General features: G+C 46.1%; 26 protein-coding genes. 6 read left to right on the top strand and 20 right to left on the bottom strand.

Features of this window, described 5'->3' with window-relative positions:
• Nucleotides 1-59: 59 nt before the first annotated feature.
• The 3 genes from GK108_RS14775 to GK108_RS14785 form a co-directional block, all read right to left on the bottom strand.
• Nucleotides 60-599, bottom strand: coding sequence for a nuclear transport factor 2 family protein (locus tag GK108_RS14775; protein ID WP_246224905.1), 540 nt, complete (start codon nt 597-599; stop codon nt 60-62).
• Between the two features lie 80 nt (nt 600-679).
• On the bottom strand, nt 680-880 hold the full coding sequence (locus GK108_RS14780; protein WP_212592806.1) for a hypothetical protein: 201 nt from the start codon (nt 878-880) through the stop codon (nt 680-682).
• A 212-nt stretch (nt 881-1,092) separates the two neighbouring features.
• Nucleotides 1,093-1,830 (bottom strand): LytR/AlgR family response regulator transcription factor, encoded by a 738-nt coding sequence (locus tag GK108_RS14785; RefSeq protein ID WP_163949613.1) that lies wholly within the window; start codon nt 1,828-1,830, stop codon nt 1,093-1,095.
• 954 nt (nt 1,831-2,784) lie between these two features.
• Here GK108_RS14785 and trpF point away from each other — a divergent pair.
• From trpF to GK108_RS14800, 3 genes are all read left to right on the top strand, one after another.
• A complete protein-coding gene (trpF, locus tag GK108_RS14790; protein WP_163949616.1) occupies nt 2,785-3,405 on the top strand; it encodes a phosphoribosylanthranilate isomerase in 621 nt (206 codons plus the stop codon).
• A gap of 232 nt (nt 3,406-3,637) precedes the next feature.
• The gene (locus tag GK108_RS14795; protein WP_163949619.1) at nt 3,638-4,111 is read left to right on the top strand and encodes a PspC domain-containing protein; all 474 of its coding nucleotides are present in this window, start codon (nt 3,638-3,640) and stop codon (nt 4,109-4,111) included.
• 101 nt (nt 4,112-4,212) lie between these two features.
• The gene (locus GK108_RS14800) at nt 4,213-5,247 is read left to right on the top strand and encodes a LiaI-LiaF-like domain-containing protein (protein ID WP_163949622.1); all 1,035 of its coding nucleotides are present in this window, start codon (nt 4,213-4,215) and stop codon (nt 5,245-5,247) included.
• Between the two features lie 119 nt (nt 5,248-5,366).
• On the opposite strand, the gene GK108_RS14805 is transcribed toward GK108_RS14800, so the two are convergent.
• From GK108_RS14805 to GK108_RS14840, 8 genes are all read right to left on the bottom strand, one after another.
• Complete coding sequence (locus tag GK108_RS14805) at nt 5,367-5,819, bottom strand: hypothetical protein (protein WP_163949625.1); 453 nt, start codon at nt 5,817-5,819, stop codon at nt 5,367-5,369.
• A gap of 8 nt (nt 5,820-5,827) precedes the next feature.
• On the bottom strand, nt 5,828-6,283 hold the full coding sequence (locus GK108_RS14810; RefSeq protein ID WP_317166530.1) for a hypothetical protein: 456 nt from the start codon (nt 6,281-6,283) through the stop codon (nt 5,828-5,830).
• 78 nt (nt 6,284-6,361) lie between these two features.
• Nucleotides 6,362-6,934 carry an RNA polymerase sigma factor gene (locus tag GK108_RS14815; protein ID WP_163949630.1) on the bottom strand — a complete coding sequence of 191 codons (573 nt, stop codon included), beginning with the start codon at nt 6,932-6,934 and terminating at the stop codon, nt 6,362-6,364.
• Nucleotides 6,935-7,026: 92 nt separating this feature from the next.
• Nucleotides 7,027-7,983, bottom strand: a complete 957-nt coding sequence (locus GK108_RS14820) for a transketolase family protein (protein WP_163949634.1) — start codon at nt 7,981-7,983, stop codon at nt 7,027-7,029.
• 107 nt (nt 7,984-8,090) lie between these two features.
• Nucleotides 8,091-8,948, bottom strand: coding sequence for a transketolase (locus GK108_RS14825; RefSeq protein ID WP_163949636.1), 858 nt, complete (start codon nt 8,946-8,948; stop codon nt 8,091-8,093).
• A 76-nt stretch (nt 8,949-9,024) separates the two neighbouring features.
• A complete protein-coding gene (bcp, locus tag GK108_RS14830; protein ID WP_163949640.1) occupies nt 9,025-9,474 on the bottom strand; it encodes a thioredoxin-dependent thiol peroxidase in 450 nt (149 codons plus the stop codon).
• 45 nt (nt 9,475-9,519) lie between these two features.
• Nucleotides 9,520-11,436, bottom strand: coding sequence for a M23 family metallopeptidase (locus tag GK108_RS14835; protein WP_163949718.1), 1,917 nt, complete (start codon nt 11,434-11,436; stop codon nt 9,520-9,522).
• Nucleotides 11,437-11,656: 220 nt separating this feature from the next.
• Complete coding sequence (locus tag GK108_RS14840; protein ID WP_163949643.1) at nt 11,657-12,268, bottom strand: fumarylacetoacetate hydrolase family protein; 612 nt, start codon at nt 12,266-12,268, stop codon at nt 11,657-11,659.
• 201 nt (nt 12,269-12,469) lie between these two features.
• Between GK108_RS14840 and GK108_RS14845 the strand changes: the two genes are divergently transcribed.
• Nucleotides 12,470-13,288: a M48 family metallopeptidase gene (locus tag GK108_RS14845; RefSeq protein ID WP_163949646.1), complete on the top strand. Its 819-nt coding sequence runs from the start codon at nt 12,470-12,472 to the stop codon at nt 13,286-13,288.
• A 58-nt stretch (nt 13,289-13,346) separates the two neighbouring features.
• Here the strand turns inward: GK108_RS14845 and sucC are convergent, their stop codons facing one another.
• On the bottom strand, nt 13,347-14,564 hold the full coding sequence (gene sucC, locus GK108_RS14850; RefSeq protein ID WP_163949649.1) for an ADP-forming succinate--CoA ligase subunit beta: 1,218 nt from the start codon (nt 14,562-14,564) through the stop codon (nt 13,347-13,349).
• A 177-nt stretch (nt 14,565-14,741) separates the two neighbouring features.
• Here sucC and GK108_RS14855 point away from each other — a divergent pair, with 177 nt between their 5' ends.
• Entirely contained in the window at nt 14,742-15,401 is a 660-nt protein-coding gene (locus GK108_RS14855; protein ID WP_163949651.1) for an ABC transporter ATP-binding protein, read from the top strand.
• A gap of 240 nt (nt 15,402-15,641) precedes the next feature.
• Here the strand turns inward: GK108_RS14855 and GK108_RS14860 are convergent, their stop codons facing one another.
• The 3 genes from GK108_RS14860 to GK108_RS14870 all read right to left on the bottom strand — a co-directional run bounded on the left by GK108_RS14860 (nt 15,642) and on the right by GK108_RS14870 (nt 18,293).
• Nucleotides 15,642-16,151: a GNAT family N-acetyltransferase gene (locus GK108_RS14860; protein ID WP_163949653.1), complete on the bottom strand. Its 510-nt coding sequence runs from the start codon at nt 16,149-16,151 to the stop codon at nt 15,642-15,644.
• An 86-nt stretch (nt 16,152-16,237) separates the two neighbouring features.
• On the bottom strand, nt 16,238-17,878 hold the full coding sequence (groL, locus tag GK108_RS14865) for a chaperonin GroEL (RefSeq protein ID WP_163949656.1): 1,641 nt from the start codon (nt 17,876-17,878) through the stop codon (nt 16,238-16,240).
• A 118-nt stretch (nt 17,879-17,996) separates the two neighbouring features.
• Nucleotides 17,997-18,293 carry a co-chaperone GroES gene (locus GK108_RS14870; protein WP_012925587.1) on the bottom strand — a complete coding sequence of 99 codons (297 nt, stop codon included), beginning with the start codon at nt 18,291-18,293 and terminating at the stop codon, nt 17,997-17,999.
• A 254-nt stretch (nt 18,294-18,547) separates the two neighbouring features.
• On the opposite strand from GK108_RS14870, the gene GK108_RS14875 reads away from it, so the two are divergent.
• Nucleotides 18,548-19,255, top strand: a complete 708-nt coding sequence (locus tag GK108_RS14875; RefSeq protein ID WP_163949657.1) for a hypothetical protein — start codon at nt 18,548-18,550, stop codon at nt 19,253-19,255.
• A gap of 64 nt (nt 19,256-19,319) precedes the next feature.
• On the opposite strand, the gene secG is transcribed toward GK108_RS14875, so the two are convergent.
• From secG to miaB, 5 genes are all read right to left on the bottom strand, one after another.
• The gene (gene secG, locus GK108_RS14880) at nt 19,320-19,691 is read right to left on the bottom strand and encodes a preprotein translocase subunit SecG (protein WP_163949658.1); all 372 of its coding nucleotides are present in this window, start codon (nt 19,689-19,691) and stop codon (nt 19,320-19,322) included.
• 69 nt (nt 19,692-19,760) lie between these two features.
• Nucleotides 19,761-20,594: a hypothetical protein gene (locus GK108_RS14885; RefSeq protein ID WP_163949659.1), complete on the bottom strand. Its 834-nt coding sequence runs from the start codon at nt 20,592-20,594 to the stop codon at nt 19,761-19,763.
• A gap of 115 nt (nt 20,595-20,709) precedes the next feature.
• Nucleotides 20,710-21,228, bottom strand: a complete 519-nt coding sequence (gene lptE, locus GK108_RS14890) for an LPS assembly lipoprotein LptE (RefSeq protein ID WP_246224906.1) — start codon at nt 21,226-21,228, stop codon at nt 20,710-20,712.
• A 10-nt stretch (nt 21,229-21,238) separates the two neighbouring features.
• Nucleotides 21,239-22,594, bottom strand: a complete 1,356-nt coding sequence (locus tag GK108_RS14895) for a sigma-54 interaction domain-containing protein (protein WP_163949660.1) — start codon at nt 22,592-22,594, stop codon at nt 21,239-21,241.
• Nucleotides 22,595-22,693: 99 nt separating this feature from the next.
• A complete protein-coding gene (miaB, locus tag GK108_RS14900) occupies nt 22,694-24,121 on the bottom strand; it encodes a tRNA (N6-isopentenyl adenosine(37)-C2)-methylthiotransferase MiaB (protein WP_163949661.1) in 1,428 nt (475 codons plus the stop codon).
• Between the last annotated feature and the right edge of the window lie 199 nt (nt 24,122-24,320).

The raw sequence follows: 24,320 nt of genomic DNA on the forward strand, positions 1-24,320 counted from the left end.
GGTCTATTGAATAGAAAAAAGGCTGCGAGGATACAGGTTGTATATGCGCTCAGTCTTTGCTACTCAACGGCTACCGGTGCCGATGCCGACTCCTGGTAAAACGTCGCTTTCCACGCGCCATTGATTTTGGTGAAGAGCATTGTTCCAGACACGTTTTCGTAGTGTAATTTCTGGCCGTTTTTGAGCGTAGCGTCCTGACTGTGGTTGAAAGCGTAGAGGACCTGTGAGTCGGATAGTATCCGGATGGCTTCCTTTTTGGGCGTAAGTTTGAACGAAGCCATCTGGCTGAATCCATCCGCATTCAGTTTTTTAAGTGAGCCGTAGTCACCAACGGTGCCATCTGGATTAATTGACAAAAATTCCGGTGAATCCTCGAAGAACGACATGCACGTTTCGATATCCAGTTTCTCAACGTTTTTAAAAAATTCTTTCGTGAGGGTGTCAATTTCCTTTTCATCTACCTGGACTGGTTGAGATGCCTGGACCGACGCATTGGCCGTTTGGGTAGCCGTTTCTTTGGCGGGTGTATTGCAACTGGCGGCAAATAGAAACAAGGCCATAACAACGACCAGCATCAGTGGTATCTGATTGATTCTCATTGATTTAGTTTGATTGGTTTTGGGGATTTGGGTTGACTAAAAAAACGAGTTTTGGCGAACGATAGAAGCCTGGAGCAGGATCAAGCGTCGGCCCACTCGTTGAGCGGCACGTGGGCGGGTTGAAACTGCATGCCCAGCTCCTGAGACGCCAACGCATAGCTATACACGTTTCGGGCAGCGTTTATTGGGGCTTTGCCCTTCAGCATGAGCGTCATGTCCGGCATGAGCCACAGGAAGTTAAAAATCGCTGGTGAACGAATAGTGACAAACGGAAACGGCATGGTTAAGCCTAGTTTAGGTGTGGTCTGAAACGGAGCGGCCCTATCATCCTGACAAACGATTCGGCTGATAACGGATCTAAACTATCGCCAGCATATTGCTCAACCAAGTTCGTCCGGACGAGCGTATCCTTTTACTGTCCGAAGGTCGGGAATTACTTACCGAAGAAGAGAATGAAAATGGTTTCGATTTGCCAAGCGGCTGATCTTGAGCCTCAAATAGTCTGGATTCGTTTCAGCAGAGCCTCTCGCAGGTTGTGGCTTAGAGGAATCGTTTTACCCTTGACACCGATATGCCCTTCGCCCACCTCATCGACCTGCGTCAGATTGGCCAGATAGGAGCGGTGTACCCGCACAAAATAGGCCACTGGGAGTTTGTCTTCCATCGCCTTCAGGGTCGTTGTTAGCAGGTATTCTTTGTCGGCCGTGTACAGGTGGCAATAGTTGCGGTCGGCTTCCACGAAGAGAATATCGGCGATGAAAATCTTGACGATCTTTTCGCGGTGCCGCACAAAAATCCGGTCACTGAGCACAAAGGGCGCGTCGGGTGCAGGGTTGGCAGAGGTGGGCGGCTCGTCGGCCAGGCGGCTGATGGCCAGTTCGATAGCTCGTTGTAATTCAATTGCCCGGATCGGCTTGGAGATGAAAGCGTAGGGACGCGTTTTTTTTGCCCGGTTAAAGGTAGCTTCGTCGGTATTGGCCGTGACGTAAATAATCGGGATGTTCCACTGCTGATGGATAGCGTGGGCTGTGTCGATACCGTCGAGTGCGCCTTTGAGACTGATATCGAGCAGAATCAGGTCAGGTCGGTTGGTTTCAGCATGTTGAATGGCTTCTTCGCCCCTCGGCACAATCCCGCTCACCTCATAGCCAAGTTTAGTGAGTAGCAGGGCGATGGTAGCAGCAATGATCATGTCGTCCTCCACGACGAGCAACTTCAACGGGGTGTCCATTCTATTTGTTGATCATTCGTCAGGTAATCATTCCGCGCGTCCCGAAGGTTAAACCCGGTACCGCATATCCCGGGTAGCGCTGACTGTGTAATCAAGACTGTAAATCCGCTACGAAGTAAACTCAAATTTTATAGTTATGAAAACCAATGACTTAATTAAGCAAAGTCGTTCTATGGCTATTAGACAGTTGTAAATAGCTGTTCTCAGGCCAATTAGTAGCCATTACTGAAGATAAGGCCAAATATAAAGGCAGTGAGGCTTTGCAAATGGCTGATTTGCAGTATTTATCCCGTTGCGACAAGTCTGATTATAGACAGAAGATTTATGGTGGAGTGCATTTGAAACAAAGAGAAGCTGATTTTTGGGGTGTCTAAGCCAACCAAAAACAGCTTTTCAATAAAGCTGAAGATTAAGGGAAAGTTACCCCTTTTTCAGCAAGTACCATTAGCCAACTATCCAAACTGCCAACGCTGCTTTGTAGGGATGATTACTGGCCTGATTCAGGCTAAAAACGTGCAGCTACCCCAGATCGCCAAACACTTTAATCAATAATGCTCGGCCCAAGCTAATGAGCGATGGTTTAACCAAGTTACCCTTTGACTATGAGTGTATTGCCTTGTTGATGGCGCTCTTTATCCCGCGCGGTCGGAGCACCCTGTGTCTGGATCGTACCGAATGGACGTTTGGGCAGTGTGAGATCAATATCCTGATGCTCACTGCCCGTTGCCGCGACGTGACTGTGCCCCCGTTCTGGACGCTGCTCAACAACCGCAGTGGACTCCTGGGGCAGTGACCGGACCAACCTTCTGGAGCAGGCTTTAGCCTTGTTAGGTAAAGCGCGCGTCGGCCTGTTGGTAGTGGTAGCTGACCGAGAGTTTGTGGGGGAGTGTAAGACATAGTCCTTGCTCTTCGTCGGATGCTCCCTTAACTTCGCGGTTCGTAATTAACTATAGTATGGCTCTCACAACACTTGTTAAAATCTCCAACGTTACGAATCTTAGTGATGCCCGGTATTGCGCCGGTATGGGTGTAGATATGCTCGGCTTTTCGATGGACGCCGAGTCTACAGACTATGTGGAGCCGAAAAAGTTTGAAGAAATAAAGTCGTGGGTAGCGGGTGTACAGATTGTCGGCGAAACTACCTCCATTGACCCAGAAGTTATCGAGCAATTGCTGGACGTATATCAGCCGGATGTGCTTCAGATTGATGAGTCGGCTCTACTGCCTTATCTAAGTTCGTTCGATAAGCCGCTTATTTTGCGGATTAACCTATCGCTCGTTACGTTCAACCAGCTCGACACCTTATTTAGTGCCGGTCCTGTCACGGCTGATTACGTCCTTTTTGAAAGTACTGGTTCGGTACATCTTGATGCTGACCTAAAAACGTTATTAATTCGGATTGCCAGTCGGAATGCTGTTCTACTTGGTACGGGCATTTCAGCGGATAATGTCCATGATCTCCTGGCTGAGTTGCCCGTTCGGGGTATTGCTCTCAGTGGCGGAGATGAAGAACGGCCAGGAAATAAAGAGTTCGGTGAACTGATGGATATTCTCGAAGCCATAGAAGAAGAGTAAGCGTCTGGCCTTACAGGAGGTATTTTCAGAGGATAGTGGTTTCCGTATAATTCTATACAGCGCAGTTGGCTACTGGCGAAGCAAGTATTTACTACTCACTGCCTGCTACTATGTATTACCTACTATCATTGAAAACATACTTCTATCCAACTGCGCATCCATTCCTCCAAATATGCTTCCACACATCCGTTAGCGTTCGTAGGTTTACATCGGTTTTAGACAACAAAAAGCCATGAACAATCGATTAGAACGCATTTCCGACGAAGCTATGGTCGGTGGCGTCGCGGCCGGACTGGCCCGTTATTTTGGATTGAACCGTACGTTGATACGTTTAATTTTTCTGATTGGTATTCCGCTACCGGGCTTTCCTGCCTTACTGATTTACATTATCTTGTGGATCGTGATGCCGAAGCAGCCTCAAGGGGCTTCTGTCAATCAGGTAACTGTTTATGCAAATCCTATTTTCTCCATGAATCCGTATAACCCCAACCAACCCGCATCTCCCGACCGTAGTGTAGTAGGCGGGGCCGTTTTGATTTTGCTTGGCGTCCTGTTTTTGCTGGACCGCTACTTCAACATCGATTTTGGCGATTTATGGCCATTTATTCTGATCGCAATCGGTCTGTGGTTGATTTTCAGAGATCGTATCAGAACCCCATACGACCCTAACAACAATAACACCAATAATCCCAACAACCCTTTATAGTAAACGGGTATGATATAGGTAAAAGGAGGTATGAAGTAATTCTCAGTCATGTGAATGAACCATACCTCTTTCTATAACCATACATTAATACTTTCTCAGTTATGCAACGAAGAAATGGATTATTCTGGGGTATTTTTCTGCTAACGTTTGGCGTCCTTTTTCTGGCTCGTCGGGCTGGTTGGCTGGATGCCGATTGGCATTCGCTCGTAAATTTATGGCCAGTGTTGCTTATTCTAGCAGGCGTTAATATTATTCTTGAGCGACGTGGTAATCCAGCCGCATTCGTAACGACAGTGATGCTTGCGGTGGCGATACCAACCACTCTTTTTGGATTTTTCTCTCATAATCGCGATCGCGACCGAAGTCATTGGAGCTGGAATAACAACGATGATGACGATGAGCCTGATAACGATAATGAGCGGGATGATGACAACGACGATGAGGATAGTAATGAAGATGATTATCGGTCCGAACGGAATGGGCGAAGAGAAAGCAAAATCCAGACTGATACATTTACGGAGTCGATGAATGCCGATACACGGGAAGCCGTTTTTAAGCTGGCTGGTGGGGCAGGTCGTTTTATTATCAGCGATCCAACATCTGAATTGATCAAAGCTGACACCAGGCAGAATATAGGATCGTATTCAATGACGGTGGAGCGGGATGAGGCCACAAACACGCCTACCATTGAGTTGAAGCCTAAAGACGAAAATCATAACTTCGATCTGAAGGATGGCAATTTTGAGAATCGTGTGGATGTTCACCTGAACAACAAACCTGTCTGGACAATGGATATTGCACTAGGGGCCGGGCAGGGTGATCTGGACTTAAGCGCTTATACCGTAAAAAAGCTGAAACTGGCCGCTGGAGCTGCTGACCTTGATCTTAAGCTGGGCGCAAAAGCCGATCAGTCGGAGATCAAGCTTGATGTTGGTGCTGCTTCGATTACAGTGCGGGTTCCCAAAGAGGTGGGCTGCCGGGTCATAAAGGATGGGGCTCTTAACGTTGAACGGCTGGAAGAGTTTACCGATGTTGGTGGTGGCGAGTTCGAAAGTCCTGGTTATTCGGCGGCTACCAAGAAAATGACTATTCGTTTCGACGGAGGGATCTCTAGCTTTAAAGTAATTCGCTATTAGCCAGAACCGCTCCGGCGGCCCGGCGGGATTTGACTGACCGACGTTGATTTTGGTTTCAAAGAAGCGCTTTAATCACCCACAAAATCAACGTCGGTCAGTTAAATCCCAATAATCCCGGTTTAGTTTTGGTTATTCAATCGATTGATTAGCATTCGATTGAATGTTTGTTCCGTTTTATACAACTCAGTGAGTTGAGCGGGCGATATAACTTTTAGGAATCGACTCATGTATTCCTCATCAAGATCAGCGAGCTTCTGTTTTGTCGCATTGATCTCGCGTAGGCCATTCACCAGTTGATTTTCATTCAAATTCGTACGTCCGGGCTCATTGCTCAGTTGCCGAATTCTACGATTAAGCTCCTGCTTCTTAGCATTATATTCGTTATAAACTGCCCAGAATTGCGGAGCCTGATCTGTAGTCAGGTTCAACCGATTCGTAATCATGCCAATTTTGGCTGCTTCAATTTTCTGGCGTCCATTAAGGTCGTTTTGAGCCTGAGCGATGTGTGTTGTCATCACTAAAGCTATTAGCCAACCAATCCATGCGTGTCTCATCACCGTAAAATTTACCATTCTATAAATCAGGAGTCGATGCCTAGGCTTTCTGCTACGTTTTGTTCGTCAATGAGTCGTTGGATCTCGGCAGGTTTTACATTTAAGTACTGAATGGCCGTTGTATCACTACCCATTGACGAGTGGATTTGCTGACTGTCTACAAGCTCGTAGGGGTCAACACCCTGATCGTCCAGATAAGCTGCAATTACGTCGTCAGTCACACCCGCTAAAGCCTCATTTCCTAAAGACTCCTGTCGTTGTGGTATTGTTTTCCAGATCATTACAGCAATCAGGCTGGCGCCTACCAGTGAAGTGGCTGTTCGCTGCCATGACCAACTGATACTAAATGCTGGTTTGGGCTTGCGTGTGACGCGAGCTTGTACCCGCGACGGCAACTGATCGAAGTAGCCATCGGGTGCCCTGAACGGTTGTTGCCTGAGCGGATGTTCGGGGGGAAGTTCGTCAAGCCTAAAATTGTTCATTTCGTCCATTGTCGTTCTGTGTACAAGTTACACAATTCGTTCTGTATATGAGATTTGACAAGACACATACGCTGAGGTTTAATCTGATGTATCAGAATTATGTAGATAATCTTCAATTTTTTTAACCGCTAAGTGGTAAGAGGCTTTTAAAGCCCCAACCGACGTACCGGTTACCTCGGCAATGTCTTCGTATTTCATATCGTCAAAATACTTCATATTGAAAACCAGACGTTGCTTATCTGGCAGCTTCAGAAGGGCTTTCTGTAACTTCAACTGGACGTCTTCTCCGCTGGGGCTATTGCCCGACGTGACAAAATCCGAGTTGCTCTCCAACTTTTCCATCAACTCGCCTTCTACATCGCCTATTGGCAGGAAAAAACGTCGACGCTTTTTGTTCAGGAAGTTCAGGCATTCGTTGGTAGCAATACGGTATATCCAGGTGTATAACTGACTATCACCTCGAAACTGTTCCAGGCTATTCCAGACTTTAATAAATGTTTCCTGTACCAAATCATCGGCATCGTCGTGGTCAATAACCATCTTTCGGATATGCCAATAAATTTTCTGCTGATACTGTCGTACCAGCAGATTAAAGGCATAGTTCCGGCTCGACGGATCGCGATATTTAGCGAGGAGTTCTGCGTCAGTCATTTTAGTCCAGTTTTCAGTTTTCAGTTTTCAGTTTTCAGTGGCTGATGCAAAATCGCTTCGCGCACTGAAAACCGAAAGCTGAACACTGAAAACTAATTTTTTCTTGCTATTACTTTCTTCACCTGCTCAACGATCTTGTCAGCAGTAAGACCATATTTCTGCATGAGTTGATCAGGCGTTCCACTTTCTCCGAACGTATCGTGTACGCCGACATATTCAATTGGAGCCGGGTAATTGCGGGCCAATACCTGGGCTACGCTATCGCCGAGGCCACCATTAAGCATATGCTCTTCGGCCGAAACAGCACAACCCGTTTTCTTTACCGATGCCAGAATAGCTTCTTCATCTAACGGTTTAATGGTGTGAATGTTGATAATGTCGGCTTCAATTCCTTCGGCAGCGAGTATTTCGCCTGCTTTGATGGATTCCCAAACCAGATGGCCGGTACAGAAAATAGATACATCCGAACCCTCATTAACAGTCCACGCTTTACCAATTTCAAATTTCTGGTCGGCAGGCGTAAAAACAGGAATCACCGGACGGCCAAACCGTAGATAGACTGGTCCTTCGTGTTCGGCAATAGCTAACGTAGCGGCTTTGGTCTGGTTATAATCGCAGGGATTAATAACCGTCATGTTCGGCAGCATTTTCATCATGCCCAGATCTTCCAGAATCTGGTGCGTAGCACCGTCTTCGCCTAACGTAACACCGGCGTGTGACGCGCAGATTTTAACGTTTTTGTTTGAATAGGCTACCGATTGACGAATCTGGTCGTAAACACGACCCGTAGCGAAGTTAGCGAACGTAGTGGCAAACGGAATATAACCGCCGATGGTCAGTCCTGCCGATACGCCGATCATATTTGCTTCAGCAATACCACACTGAACAAACCGCTCAGGATTTTCTTTGATGAACGCTTCAAGCTTTAAAGAACCAGCTAAATCGGCGGTGAGTGCAACAACATTTGGATTGGTTTTGCCCAGCTCGGCAATGCCCGCACCGAAGCCCGAGCGAGTGTCTTTCTTTTCGGTATACTCGTATTTTTTCATTTTCTAAGGTTCTGTTCAATGTGCCTCATCCAGAAAAAAAGACGAAGCACAGGGTAGTTAAATGGCCTAATGAGATATACTGTATTGTATTACGTCTCTACAATAAATTAATAATCTGAATAGCCTACTGTTAAAGGAAGCTGGTTGAGGGCTTGTTCCAACTGTTCGGCATTCGGCGCAATACCATGCCATTTGTGGCTGCCCATCATATAGTCGACTCCGTAGCCCATCTCGGTGTGCATCAGAATCAAAGTCGGTACGTCGGGGTCTTCCTGCGATTTTTTGAGCGTTTTCACTACGTCGGCCATGTCGTTGCCCTTCATTTCGTCAACGTGCCAGCCGAAAGCCCGGTATTTAGCACCCAGGTCGCGGTTATCGTTCACGTTACGTGTCGAACCATCGATTTGGGCGTAGTTGTAATCGATAACGGCAGTCAGGTTGCCCAATTTTTTGTTGGGAGCAAACTGGGCAGCTTCCCAGATCTGACCTTCCTGCTGTTCGCCGTCGCCCATCAGAACGAAGACATGACTTTTGTCGCCATTAAGTTTTTTGGCATAGGCGGCTCCAGACGCAACAGAAAGTCCCTGGCCTAACGAACCCGATGCAATACGAACGCCAGGAAGATGCTCGGCGGTGGTTGGGTGACCCTGTAAACGGCTATCCAGCTTCCGGAACGTAGATAACTCACTGAGCGGGAAATAGCCAGCCCGTGCTAGAACTGAATAAAATACGGGGGAAATATGCCCATTCGACAGGAAGAAAATATCTTCATCGCGACCATTCATATCGAAAATTACCTTGCCATCAGCATCTCTTTTAAGATTCATGACATCAAAATAAAGGGCGACCAGAAAGTCTGTGCAGCCAAGGGAGCCTCCTGGGTGCCCAGAGTTAACAGCTGCTACCATGCGAACGATGTCGCGCCGAACGGCGGTGGCGGTGTGTTCGAGTTGTTCGAGTTCCATGTAGTTAATGGTGCGGACGCCCACGGCCGCATCTGATACGTATAGGGAAAGGCGGACGTGGGCGCCCGCACGTAGATTAGTTTAAAATTTGGTTTGCGTGGTTCTTGGTGTCCACTTTATTGATTATTTCGGTAATAATACCATTTTCGTCAATAATAAACGTAGTACGAACCGTACCCATAAATGTACGGCCATACATAGATTTCTCCTGCCAAACGCCATACGATGTCACAATCTGCTGATCAGGGTCGGCTACTAAGGTAAACGGCAGGTCGTATTTACCGGCAAATTTTTTGTGAGATTTAGCATCGTCGACACTTACACCAAGTACTTCATAACCGGCAGCTTTCAGCGCGGTGTAGTTGTCGCGAAGGCTACAGGCCTGCGCCGTACAGCCGGGCGTGTCGTCCTTGGGATAAAAATACAGGACAACTTTCTTGCCTCGAAAATCAGCGAGGCTAATTGGCTGGCCATCTTGATCTGTACTGGTAAAATCTGGGGCTTGATCGCCAATACGTAAGCTCATTATGAATTTGATTTTATCGGTCAAAAGATAAACAATACAGGCTAATTACCTTCTTTTTTTGCGCTTAGGCACTGCTTTATGCCGCACTGGGCGTGGAACCTGAATAGTTGTGCTGTCTGAGCCTATATTTCCAGATCGGTCTTTCACCTGAACAATTACTTCCGCTCCATCCTCAAACAATTGCTCCGGGTCGAGTTTATCCGACCAAAGCAAGGCACGTTTGTAATCATATTGCATCAACACCCATTCGCCATCCACTAAAGCTCTAAACTCAGCAATGCCTGATAGATCGTCTCTGATTTTTGCCGTTATGCCTTTAGGCGTTGCCGATTGAATGGCCACTGTTGGAGGATTGGCATCTGTCATTAATTGGAAACGACCCAGATTGCGGGTTTTAAATTCGATTTTACCTTTCGTCCACGTGCCACCCAGAAAACTTTTGTGATTACCATTGGTCCAATACGCTTTGGTGCGCATCGTATCGATAGCAATGGGGTAGTTGGGTACGTACTGAACGGTTAATGGCTCGTTGATTGGGATTGTAGACTGGTTTATCTCCAGTCCACCGCCCGGAAGTGTTCGCATAGCCAGATACAACGTATCAAATAGCGTTTTCTGACCAAAGTTAAGTCGTGCATTACCATCAACAATAACTTCGCTTCGGCCAGGTATAATTCGCTTTTTAAAATACGTGCGAACGACACCTTTACCGAACTGCACGGAATCGGGTAGATGCTGACGCAAATCTATAAGATAAACCGCTTGGTTGTTACGCATGTAGCTGACGGGTTGCTCCACAATAGAGTGCCCTACGTGTAATTTAGCTACCAGTGGCTCGTCGGTTGAGATATTTTTTACCGCCAGCTTCAGTACGTTTTCATCGGTAGTTATTGTTGCAGACGGCTCGCCAATAAACGACGGACTCGTATTGGGCGACGGCTGAATGGCTAACGAATCGGACCTATTAGCGGATGGGGGAGGTGGCTCTGGTAAGATGGTAAAGGTCAGATGAGCCGCATGGTCAAAAGCGTCGTATAGTGTTAACGTAACTTCGTGGGGCTGGCCGTCCAGGAGAGGGAGCCTACCCCGATAGGCAGCGTTACTCTGCAGTTTATACAAGTTCATGATATTACCATCGGCGATGTAGCCACGATGATAACGCTGTCCACTGATTTGCTCTACTTCATAGTTTTCGTGAATGTTCATAAACCGAGTCTGCTCATTCGGAAAACTGTTCATGTTATAGGCAAATACTTCCCGGCCATCGAGTCGGATTTCAAGGCAGTTAATACCATTTCGATAAGGGGAGCCATTGGCTTTGTCGTACCCCAGTATTTCCAGGCCGATCAGGCCGGAAGCTGTGATAGGCTGTGTGATTACGTAAGACCCATCGGCCCGACGAACGGGAACGTAACTGATACGTTGGTATTCGCCATTAATACGTGACGTAGCCGTCATGGTCTTTAGGGCTACCCGTTCGAAATACGGAGGAATATCGTCCTGAAGCTCAGAGAAGCCGTATAGTAATGGATTGATCAGATTGTCTTTGGCGTCACGAACCTCAAAGTGAAGATGGGGGCCTCCAGAACCTCCGGTGTTGCCAGAAGCAGCAATCACATCACCTTGTTTCACCGGGAATCGACCCGGTGCCGGACGAAGGTCAATCTCGAAGGTTTTCTTTGCGTATTGCTGTGAACGTAAATAGGTACCTAACGTATCGTTTAAATTACGGAGGTGGCCATATACGGTTGTCAGACCATTGGGGTGTTTAATGAACACTACGTTACCATAGCCGCCGGTGAAGACCGCAATCCGTGAGATGTAACCATCAGCCGCTGCATGTACATCCAGGCCTTCCCGTCCGCCAGTACGTATATCCAGCCCTGCATGAAAGTGGTTCGCTCTTAAATCCCCCAATCCTCCGGACAGTGAGTTGGCCGATCCAGGCATAATTGGGAACATAAAATAACCCGCTGGTGCTACTGCAGGGGCATCGTGGCGGGTTACTGGAACAGTTGGTTCATCTGGCTTTTTGGAGGAATCAGCGTTAGGTTGACCGAATGTCGGCCCTGAACTTATTAGCGCTGCCAGAAAACTATACTTTATGAGTTGTTTCAAAAGAAAAGTCGAAGCCTGCCGCCCAAATTGTGCTTATAAAATATGAGCAGCTCAGTAATACCATTTATTTAACGTCAACGGTTAACATAGGTTTATCCTCAATATAAGCCGTTAACTGATCGCCAATTTTCACGGGGCCAACGCCTTTAGGGGTTCCGGTGAAAATTACATCGCCTTGTTGCAGCAGAAAGTAACGCGAAACGAATGAAATGAGGTAGTCAATCTTAAATAACATAAGGCTGGTATTGCCTAACTGCCGCGTTTCTCCGTTAAGATCTAATCGAAAATTGAGATTCTGTAAATCCGGATAATCTGTTTTAGGAACGAAATTGGAAAGAGGGGCAGAGCCATTAAACCCCTTCGCTAGTTCCCAGGGAAGCCCTTTCGCCTTTAATTTACTCTGAAGATCACGAGCGGTAAAGTCGATACCGATGCCAATTTCGTCGTAGTATTTATGCGCGAATTTCTCATCAATATTTTTTCCTACACGATTGATTTTAACCAGTATTTCAACCTCATAATGAACATCAGTTGAAAAGCTTGGGTAGAAAAACGGTTCGTTTTTGAGTGGGATGGCCGTTTCCGGTTTCAAAAAAATGACAGGATCTTCAGGTTGTTCGTTGTTCAGCTCCTTGATATGTTCGGCGTAATTGCGGCCAACGGCGATAATTTTCATAGGTAGGTGAGGTTAAAGCCTCAATAGATTAGATAAATAGTTGTAAGCTAAACTTGCCGTACACTAAACTATTTAGAATACCACAAATCTAAGGAGTAATGACAGGTAGACCGCAATATGCTGGAAAAATTTGAACAAATCCGGTACTTTGCGGGTCATATTACGTCAGAACCATTCTGTCAGACATAAACCTATTTAATAATGAAAAATGCACTTATTGCGATGCTGTTTGTTGGCTTTGCTATTGGTTGCCAAAAAGTACCTATTACTGGGAGAAATCAGCTAAAGCTGGTGCCTAATGACCAGTTGTTGCCACTTAGTTTCACGAATTATAAGGGCGTTTTAGATACCAGTACGGTTGTTCGGGGGACAAACGATGCCGAAATGATCCGTCGCGTTGGGAATCGACTACGTCAGGCTATGGAGCAGTACCTGAATGCCAATAATCTGGGCAATCGGCTTGAGGGTTTCCAGTGGGAGTTTAACCTGATTCAAAGTCCGCAGGTTAACGCCTGGTGTATGCCCGGTGGTAAAGTCGCTTTTTATACCGGTATTTTGCCTTACACACAAAATGAAGCGGGCGCGGCTGCCGTTATGGGCCATGAAATTTCGCATGCTATTGCTGAGCACGGTAATGAACGTATGAGCGAAGGATTATTAGCGAATGGGTTGATTCAGGGTGGGCAGATTGCAACAGGTTTAGCTGCGCGTGGAGCCAACAACCAGGTTAATTCAATTCTGTTGCAGGCGGTCGGAGCTGCTCTACCAATAGGCTATCAGGTAGGCCGCGCCTTGCCACATAGCCGAAAACAGGAGTCTGAAGCTGACCACTTGGGAGTCATATTTATGGCTTTGGCTGGTTACAATCCGCAGGAAGCTGTTACGTTCTGGGGTCGTATGGCTAAGGCTGGCAGCGGCCAAAAACCACCTGAATTTTTATCGACACATCCGTCGGATGAGCGTCGGATTCGGGATTTGCAGGCGTTAATGCCAGAAGCAATGAAGTATTATAAACGATAATCTTCTAAACAGAAAAGCCGGAGCTTGACTCCGGCTTTTCTGTTTAGAAATCTACTTCTTAAAGAGCTTCAACTACCTGACGTACTTTTTCGGCTGCTTCTTTTAATAAAACAGCTGATTGAACTTTCAGGCCCGATTCATCGATAATGCGAGCGCCTTCTTCTGCATTCGTGCCTTGCAGACGAACGATGATGGGTACATTGATATCGCCAATGGCTTTGTAAGCTTCAACAACACCCGTAGCAACACGGTCGCAGCGTACAATACCACCAAAGATGTTGATCAGGATGGCTTTAACGTTTGGATCTTTCAGGATAATACGGAAGCCAGCTTCTACCGTTTTCGCATTAGCACCACCACCTACGTCGAGGAAGTTGGCAGGCTCACCACCCGATAGCTTAATGATATCCATGGTTGCCATGGCCAGACCTGCTCCGTTTACCATACAGCCAACATTGCCGTCCAGTTTAACGTAGTTTAAGTCATTTGCGCTCGCTTCGACCTCAAGAGGATCTTCTTCGGTGATGTCACGAAGATTAGCCAGATCAGGATGACGGTAAAGTGCATTATCATCGAGGTTCACTTTGGCATCAACAGCAAGAATTTTGTTGTCGGATGTTTTCAGAACCGGGTTGATTTCAAACATCGACGCATCGGTGTCTACATAGGCTTTGTACAGCGAAGTCACGAACTTTACCATTTCTTTGAACGCTTCGCCTTCCAGTCCTAAACCGAATGCAATTTTGCGAGCCTGGAAAGGTTGTAAACCAACCGATGGATCAATCCATTCTTTGACGATCTTTTCAGGGGTTTTTTCGGCTACTTCTTCAATATCCATACCGCCTTCGGTGCTGGCCATAATGACGTTACAAGCTTTCGTGCGGTCAAGCAGAATGCTTAAATACATCTCTTTTGGCTCGGTAGCACCTGGGTAAAAAACATCCTGAGCAACCAGTACTTTGTTGACTTTTTTGCCTTCAGGTCCTGTTTGGTGGGTTACAAGAACATTGCCAATCAGGTTTTTAGCAATGTCGCGCACATCGTCAACCGACTTAGCCAACGCCACACCCCGTTGCTCACTACCGACAACTTTACCTTTACCGCGTCCACCAGCATGAATCTGCGATTTTACGACGACGAATTTTGAGCCGGACTGCGCCATAATTTGTTTGGCGGCTTCAACAGCTTTCTCGGGTGATTCGGCCACGATGCCCTCTTGAATCCGGACACCGTACTTTTTCAGAATTTCTTTACCCTGATACTCGTGTATATTCATGGCAACTGCAACAAGGAGAATTGGAAATCGTATTTTTGTGCGGCAAGTTAGCAATAAAAAGAGTTTACAGTCTATAGTTTACCGTTTTCCGTGCGGCAATCTGTGAAATTTGCGTGGTGGAGCTAGTTGGAATAGTAAGCTGTAAACTGAAATCTATAAACTGAAAACTAAATATACGTGTCGCTTCTTCAAACAACTGATATACGCCGGAACTACGGTAATTTACCCGTTCTTAAAGGAATCAACTTAACGATCGAGCCGGGAGAGATTGTTTCTATCGTGGGGGCTTCGGGTGCCGGTAAAACAACTTTATTACAAATCCTGGGTACGCTCGACCGACCTGATTCTGGCGAACTACGTATTGACGGACAAAACGTTTTCTCTTTAAACGATCGTCAGCTTGCTCAATTTAGGAATGAACGGATCGGGTTTGTATTTCAATTTAATAACCTTTTACCTGAGTTTACGGCCCTGGAGAATGTTTGTTTACCCGGCTTTATTTCTGGTAAAGACGAAAAGGCTGTGCGTGAGCGGGCCGAATCGTTATTAAAGACATTAGGGCTTCAAAATCGTTTAGATCATTTACCTTCTCAAATGTCGGGAGGAGAGCAGCAACGTACTGCGGTGGCAAGAGCGCTAATTAATAAGCCTGCTATTGTGTTTGCCGATGAACCCAGTGGAAATCTGGATTCCCACAATGCGGAAGAACTACACCAGCTTTTCTTTCAACTTCGCGATGAGTTAGGGCAGACGTTCATTATTGTAACTCATAACGAAACATTGGCTGCTTTAGCTGACCGTACGGTTACAATTCGTGATGGGTTATTGTTTAACTAGTTTTAGCCCTATCTTGTCTGCTATTGAGGGTTTAGTTTAAGTAAATGTACTTAAATTATAGTATCTTGATTTGTTGTAATTGGTTGACTTTTAGTTATTTAGTCGAGATTTGGAAAATTATTTTACGATAAAGAATGATTATTCTTTATTTTTGTTTTATAATTGTGTCGAAAAGAAAAGTTTTTCATAACGTTGAGTAAATCAGAAAGCCAAGAGAGAGTCTCGCTTGGCTTTTTCGTTTTATATACGTTCATGCGTCTCCATTTCGTTAAGCTTCTTGTGGAATTCTTCCCGGAGTATGGCGTACAGATTGAGATCAACATAGGCGTCATCTACTTTAGACGCTTTTTTTAGGGTTCCTTCGTAGCGAAATCCAATTGATTGATACAGTTTTTCCGCTCGATCATTGAACGATCGAACGTCAAGCCATACTCGATTGGCTTTAATAACGCCAAAAGCATATACTAAAATATTGTCGAGTGCCAAACGGCCGTAGCCAAGACCTTTATCATACACAAGTATACGCTTCAGCAGCACGGAGTCATCCGGGCTTTGTAAGTCGGCTAAAATACAATGGCCTACCGGTTGGCCATCGGCTACTAGCAGGAAACATTGGTAGTTGGGGTCTTCTAACGCATTGAGGTATTGATCGGTTGTCCACTGCCCAACAAAGCGTCGGTTTTCGGAGTGTTGCTCTGCTTGGGTAACAAAACCTAAATCGGCAGGAGTGAGAGGTTGTAAGGTTAGCATAGGAAAGTGGTAATTGGCGAAAATACAAGAAAAAGCCCCTCAACAACTTGTTGAGGGGCTTTTTCTTGTATTCCGGACTTGGCAGATTACATCATGCCGCCCATGCCGCCACCATGCATACCAGGAGCGCCACCACCAGCAGGAGCTTCTTCTGGCTCGTCGGCAATAACACACTCGGTGGTCAACAGCAGACCTGCAATAGAGGCTGCGTTTTCCAGAGCAAGGCGAGTTACTTTCTTAGGATCGATGATACCAGCGGCAAACAGATCTTCGTACGTATCGTTTTTAGCGTTGTAGCCAAAACCGCCATCGCCGTCTTTCACTTTGTTTACAACAACTGAACCTTCGCCACCTGCGTTAGCAACAATAGTACGTAGAGGAGATTCCAGAGCAACACGGATGATGTTAACGCCAGTTTTCTCATCTTCGTTGGCACCTTGTACGCCATCGAGAGCTGAAATGGCACGAATCAGGGCAATACCACCACCGGTTACGATACCTTCTTCAACGGCAGCGCGAGTTGCGTGCAGCGCATCGTCAACGCGGTCTTTCTTTTCTTTCATTTCTACTTCAGTAGCAGCACCGATGTAGAGAATAGCGACACCACCTGACAGTTTCGCCAGACGCTCTTGTAGCTTCTCACGATCGTAATCAGACGTAGTGTTTTCGATTTGTGCTTTAATCTGGTTAACGCGGCCCTGAATATCTTCTTTCTGACCAACGCCATTCACAACAGTCGTGTTGTCTTTGTCGATCAGGATTTTTTCTGCTTGACCTAAATAATCGATCGTTGCATTTTCAAGTTTGAAGCCACGTTCTTCGCTGATAACCTGACCGCCAGTCAGGATAGCGATATCTTCCAGCATAGCTTTCCGACGATCGCCAAAGCCTGGAGCTTTAACAGCAGCTACTTTCAGAGCACCACGGATTTTGTTAACTACCAACGTAGCCAATGCTTCGCCATCAACATCTTCAGCGATGATCAGCAAAGGACGGCCAGTTTGAGCTACTTGCTCCAGTACTGGAAGTAGTTCTTTCATCGACGACACTTTCTTCTCAGAGATCAGGATGAACGGACGATCCAGTTCAACTTCCATTTTCTCGGTGTTCGTCACGAAATATGGAGACAGGTAACCACGGTCGAACTGCATACCTTCAACGGTTTTAACTTCCGTTTCAGTACCACGAGCTTCTTCAACCGTAATAACACCCTCTTTACCCACTTTCTTCATCGCTTCGGCAATCATGGTGCCGATTTCGTCGTCGTGGTTAGCAGAAATAGTAGCTACCTGCGCAATTTTATCGAAATCGTCGCCAACTGTCTGAGCTTGCTGAGCCAAATTAGCCGTAACGGCAACAACGGCTTTATCAATACCGCGCTTCAAATCCATTGGGTTAGCGCCAGCTGCTACGTTCTTAGCACCAATCGAGTAGATTGCCTGTGCCAGAACCGTTGCTGTGGTGGTACCGTCACCAGCCGAATCAGCCGTTTTAGACGCTACTTCTTTTACTAACTGAGCACCCATGTTTTCCATGGCATCCTTCAGTTCAATTTCTTTAGCTACCGTTACACCGTCTTTCGTGATGGCAGGTGAACCGAATTTTTTATCCAGAATTACGTTCCGGCCTTTTGGTCCGAGGGTAACTTTTACCGCATCTGCCAGGGTGTCAACACCCTTCTTAATACGTTCGCGAGCTTCAGTATCGAAGAAAATTTTCTTAGCCATTACTTTTTTGTAGTTTGAAAAAGTTTGCAGTTTTCTGTTTCCAGTTCCGTAACGAGTTGCTCTTTTGTTCTCGGCTATTTAGCTGAAAACGGTGACTCATTAACTGAAAACTAAACAATTAAAGGATTGCGAAAATGTCGGATTCACGCATGATGAGGTACTCTTTGCCATCAACGGTGATTTCTGTACCAGCATATTTACCGTACAACACCGTATCGCCCACCTGAACCGTAAGTGGTTCATCTTTCTTGCCTGCACCAACGGCTACGACCGTGCCACGCTGAGGCTTTTCCTTTGCCGTATCAGGAATGATAATTCCGAACGAGGTTTTTTCTTCAGCCGGGGCTGCTTCTACAAGCACCCGGTCCGCCAGCGGTTTCACGTTCACTTTAACGCTTTCCGTTTCTGCTACCATGATAATGAGTTGATTAAGGTTTTTAACTGTTTGTGCAATCCATTTAATTACACGTCGTTGTGCGACGGCCAATTTTTATGCCAATCCCTTTTAACTGCCAAATTTTCAGGTTTTACTCTGACAGTATGCCATTTTCAGTTTTAACTAATTTTCATTCTAACAGATCGTACTTTAAGCAAACAGAATTTGGTTTTTTCTAGCTGGTTCGCTATTTTGAGCTACCAATATGTTGATTAAAGTGCGTTAGTGAGTCTATGAAAAAATTACAGTCTGACTGGTTTACGCAAAATTGGATTGACGCCGAGTATCAGAAATATGTCTTGATGGCATATTTACAAACCGTTCGGCAGAACTTCACTGAAAACAAACTTTATCCCGATCTGCCCGATTTACGGGGACATTACGAGACAGGTGTTCGCTTTTCGAGGGGCAAAGGTACGTTAAATGCTGCGTTTCCCAAACGCGCGCAGCGAGTTGTCGGGCCTCCTCCCCGGATCGAGTACAAATCTGAGGTAATGGATGATGAGTATATGGCCGAGCTGGATGCGATCATGACGTTTGCCTTACCCCGATTCCATTCTATGCTGACAGAAGGTCAGCAGCGATGGGCTGATATCGCTAGCTCGCTGACTTTGGTACCCATAGGTTTGTTGCCACTACGTCCAGAAGAGGGGTATTTGTTGATTTACACGCCTAATAAGGCAGAAACCCATGTTTATTCATTTCAATTGACACTTTATTCTGAGCAGGAGCCTGGTGGTCGGATGATTCGACTGCATTTTGTGGAGGCCTTTCGAAAATCTCTGGCCCATACATTTGAGAATGTTAAGTTAGATCTGATACGTCGCCATCGACACCTTCCTAATCCTGCTACGTATATGCTGGAGAGTGATCGGTCTTATCCTGTTCAGGAAACGCTACTGCCTATTGCCCGGCAGCTTCTGGCACAGGCCGTTGCGTAAATGAATGTAATAAAAAAGGCTTCGATTCAATCGAAGCCTTTTTTTGTGATAAGAAACGTATCGCTTATTTCTGCGCTGATGTCGAAGTTCCTGGGGTTGTTGCTCCGGGAGCTGCCTGACTTGGGGCTGGTGTCGGTGCTGCGGCTCCGGGTAGGGTCTGCGTTTGCGCACGATCTACGTTGGCACTGTTAATCACTCCCGTCTGATTGCGATCAATCATAATATAGGAGACTAGTGAGAGAACCATAACTGCTACGCCCAAGCCCCACGTGATTTGTTCGAGGAGGTCAGTAGTCTTTTTGACACCCATGAGCTGATTGGAACCCAGTCCACCAAACTCACCAGCCAATCCACCACCTTTTGAATTTTGAACAAGCACGATCAGAATCAATAGGACAGTGATAATGCAAATAATGACAATAGTTGCCGTAACCATGAATGTTTGTATTACCGGTCCGCCGGCGCGTTTTCTTTAAAGAGTTTTCTTCAGTGAAAAAAGAGTATCTTAAGACTCGCTCGATTCGCTGGCCGCACTCGGTAATTCACTGATTTTTGCCGCAAAGTACGGTTTTTTATCCGGATTTTTCACCATCAGCTTCTCATAGATTTCGCGAGCTTTGTCAATTTTACCCTGTTTAACCAAAATCTTGGCAAAGCTTTCTGTAATCAGGCCGCCGGAAAGGGGTTTGGTACGTTTGGTTAAGTCTTCCTGTTCGGTCGGCTCATTAAGTTTAGAGCGTACAGGGGAAATACGAGGCTCTTTTTTTATGAAATCCTCGATAAGGTCAAACTGACGCTTACGCTCCACATCGGCGGGCGACAAGATCGGTTCTATGGATACAGCTTCAGCTATCTGTGCCAGATCATGCTGGAGATTAGATTCAGCCAGCGTTGGGTCTTCAGGCATTGGTGTTGTGGCCTGGGCATCAAGCTGGGTAGGACTGGGTAAGCGTAATAAAGGCAATTTGGGAAATCCGTTACTTAAACCGGCTTTAGATTTAAACAGAGCGTAACTTTCTTGTTGGTAGTCGTCGGGAATAGGAACGTGTTTGGCTGATAACTCATTCAGCTTGGTTAACAGGTTCTCCGACCACTGAAATTCATTGTCAATAAGTTTGCGCAGGGCATTACGGCTTAACGCATGGGCTGCCGCCTGGCGAATGAAAGAAACATTTTGTCCTTTCAAATGGACCGAAGCTGCTTTGGCCGTTAATGTGTGCAAAGACTGACAGTACGGATAGGCTTGAAGACTTTCCTGCAATTGCACAAAGTCTGTAGTGGTGAGGTCTTCCGGATGGGTGACCCAGTACGAAAAAGTTTCTTTATCAAGCGCAAGCATGGGTTGGGTGTCGCAATACGGTTGGCCGAAGGTAATCAGGAATTATGAATAATAAACGATGGATGTTGTCGAGTTTACTCGTTTCTGTCCATAATTCATTCGTTAACGTTAGTGATTACCAGTCAGCTGCTGTCTTGTTAAAAATATCTAACACGATCTGGTCCAGAATCTTAGGAACCAATCGGCTTTCGTTTTGGCTAAGAGTTTGATTCTGAGGGAAATCCTGATAGAAAGAGAACGATTGCTCAAAATTTTTACTCTCGTCTTTGTTGTTATAAAAGCGGGCTAACACCGTGATCTGTAGCCGGTTAACGCCAGCCTGGTCCTGGGCAGTAGGGGCTACGGCCAGCAGATCATAGCCTGTAATATTTCCTTCCAGCACCATATCACCGTTGTTAGGAATAACCTTCAGGTTTGTATAGCGCTGGTAGTATTCTTTTAGCTTCTCATTAAATGTCAGGGGAAGGTTGGCAGGGCCACCGGCTGTTGCCAGTACAAAATTATTTACCGTTACGGTCTTAATATCAGGCGATAACGTAGTACCGGTAAACGAATAAATTCCGCAAGACTGAAAAATGAATGATACATTAAGAATGATAAATGCCAGAAAACGGTGTCTTACGGTATCATTCATGACTACCAATTTATTCCTCATCAATTTCGTATTGTTTGATTTTGCGGTATAACGTTCGTTCTGATATGCCCAGGGCTTGTGCGGCATACTTGCGTTTGTTATTGTTTCGTCGGAGAGCTTTCAAAATCATTTCTTTCTCCTGCCGTTCCAGCGAAAGCGAATCGTCTTCCTCCGTCTCATGCGTTACGTCCTCTACCTGAATGTCGTTTATGTCGCCATCGATATCCTCAAAAATCTGGACAGGTGGATGGCCATTGTATGTTTCGGAGGGTGGTGGCGTTTCTGACCGGCCGGGGGTATTGAGCGCAGGAAGGAACCGCGTAACGTTAGTATCGCCGGATGGATGATAATCGCCATCCGGTTGAATAGAATCGAAAAGATCTTTGTGATTATTCAGGATCTGATGACCATCCTGTTCACTGCCCAGCACGTCCCGAACGAGTTTTTTCAGATCGTTTACGTCCCGACGCATATCGAATAATACCTTATAGAGTAATTCGCGCTCTGAAAAATTTTCGTTGTTGTTTCCCTGCGCTTGTGTGAACAGGGCTAATGTTCGGCTACTGGTTTGTTGCTGGGGTAAATACTTCGCCAGTGTTTCCGTATCAATCGGTTTGTCCTGCTCTGACTCCAGTATGGATACCTGTTCAGCAATATTTTTCAGCTGACGAATATTGCCCGGAAATGGATAACTCATCAGCAGTTGTTTGGCCCCTTCCGTTAATTGGAGCGGTTTGATACGATACCGTTCAGCAAAATCTGTTGTGAATTTGCGGAATAGTAATTCAATATCGACACCGCGTTCACGTAGTGGTGGTACGTAAATAGGAACGGTGTTTAAGCGGTAGTACAGATCTTCCCGAAACTGGCCTTTCTCAACGGCATCCATTAAGTTGACGTTGGTGGCCGCTACGACACGTACATCTGTTTTTTGCGTCTTTGACGAACCAACCCGAATGAACTCGCCATTTTCCAGAACACGTAGCAGGCGAGCCTGCGTACCGAGGGGCATTTCTCCAATTTCATCCAGGAAAATGGTGCCCCCGTTTGTTGTTTCGAAATAACCTTTTCGAGAATCTACGGCACCAGTGAACGAACCCTTTTCATGGCCAAAAAGCTCTGAATCAATGGTTCCCTCGGGAATAGCTCCACAGTTTATGGCAATAAACTGTCCGTGTTTACGTGCACTAAGACTATGGATGATCTTGGAAAAAGACTCCTTACCACTACCGCTTTCGCCGGTAATTAATACGGTTAAATCCGTGGCTGCCACCTGCATCGCTACGTTAATGGCGTAGTTTAGACCGGGTGCATTACCGATTATGCCGAAGCGTTGTTTAACGCTCTGAATTTCCTGATTATTCATATAGATGTCATTTGTTATTGATAGCCATCGGGGTCATTGGTTGCATACACAATTCATGACATCGGATCGCCGAAGCGATTGACTGACAATCAGCAACAATTAATGACTAACAACTTCGCCAAGCAACGTAGCAGACGTGCATTCAGTAACTAGTACGTTAACGTACTGGCCTTTTTGCCAATTGCCCTTAGGAAAGACAACCATTTTGTTCTGATCATTACGTCCACAGAGGAAGTCTTCAGAACGTTTGGATGTCCCTTCAATCAGTACCCGCTGTACTTGCCCAACGTGACGCTGGTTTCTGGCCGATGAATGCTCCAGCTGACGGGCGATAATTTCGTTCAGCCGACGTTTTTTTACATCTTCCGGAATATCATCCTGGTATTTTTTGGCGGCCAGTGTCCCCGGACGTTCGGAATAAGCGAACATATAGGCATAGTCGTAATGCACGTAATCCATTAGCGACAGCGATTCGAGGTGTTCTTCCTCGGTTTCGGTACAGAAGCCCGAAATCATATCGGTAGAAATACCGCAATTTTCGCCCAGAATTTCGCGAATCCGGTCAATTTTACTGATATACCAGGGGCGGTCGTACGTACGATTCATCAGCTTCAGAACCCGGCTGTTGCCACTCTGGGCGGGTAGATGGATATACTTGCAGATGTTATCATACTTCGCCATCGTATATAATACGTCGTCGGTAATATCTTTTGGATGCGAGGTAGAGAAGCGTACGCGAAGATCGGGATGGATCAGCGCCACCATTTCGAGCAAATTCGCGAAGGTCGTTATTTCAACGGTGTCTGTACTTTGCCACTTATACGAATCCACATTCTGGCCCAGCAACGTAACCTCCCGATAACCCTGCTCGAACAGGTCCCTGGCTTCTCGTACAATGCTGTGTGGGTCTCTGCTACGTTCACGCCCACGAGTAAAGGGGACTACGCAGAAACTGCACATATTGTCGCAGCCGCGCATGATTGATACAAAGGCTGTAACGCCATTGGAATTCAAACGAATAGGAGAGATGTCGGCGTACGTTTCTTCGCGAGACAAGAAAACGTTGACTGCTTTTTGCCCTGATTCAGCTTCTTCAACAAGTTTGGGTATATCGCGATAGGCATCTGGTCCCGCTACGATATCAACTACCTTTTCTTCTTCCAGAAGCTTGGTTTTCAGACGTTCTGCCATGCAGCCAAGCATACCGACCAGCAACTCTGGTTTCTGACGTTTAAGGCCCGTAAGGTGCTTGAGTCGATGACGAACTTTTTGTTCTGCATTTTCCCGGATTGCACACGTATTAAGAAAGATCAAATCAGCGTCTTCGGCCGATGACGTAGTAGCAAAGCCTGCGTTACGCATAACAGACGCAACAATCTCGCTATCGGCGAAATTCATTTGACAACCGTAGCTTTCGATATACAGGCGTTTTTTACCTACCGCAGGTTCTTCTTCTGAGGTACGAGGCAGGTCAACCTGCTCTTTATCGGCTGGTTGTAGTATCGTTAATTCCGGAATAAGCGTCATAATTGTCAATAAGTCAATGAGTTGATAAAAACTAGTCCGGTTTGCTTTCGCCACACACTGAACTGCTTTACCAACTAGTAGGCAAAATTAACAAGAAAGGGTGAATAATACTGTCATTTTGGCAGGATTTGCGTTAAAATCTCTTAATTCTCGCTATCGGTGAGCGGGACAGCATTACCCTATACGTAGCCTAAGCCTA

Origin of the sequence: Spirosoma terrae (assembly GCF_010435915.1) — a bacterium.
Taxonomy (GTDB): Bacteria; Bacteroidota; Bacteroidia; order Cytophagales; family Spirosomataceae; genus Spirosoma; species Spirosoma terrae.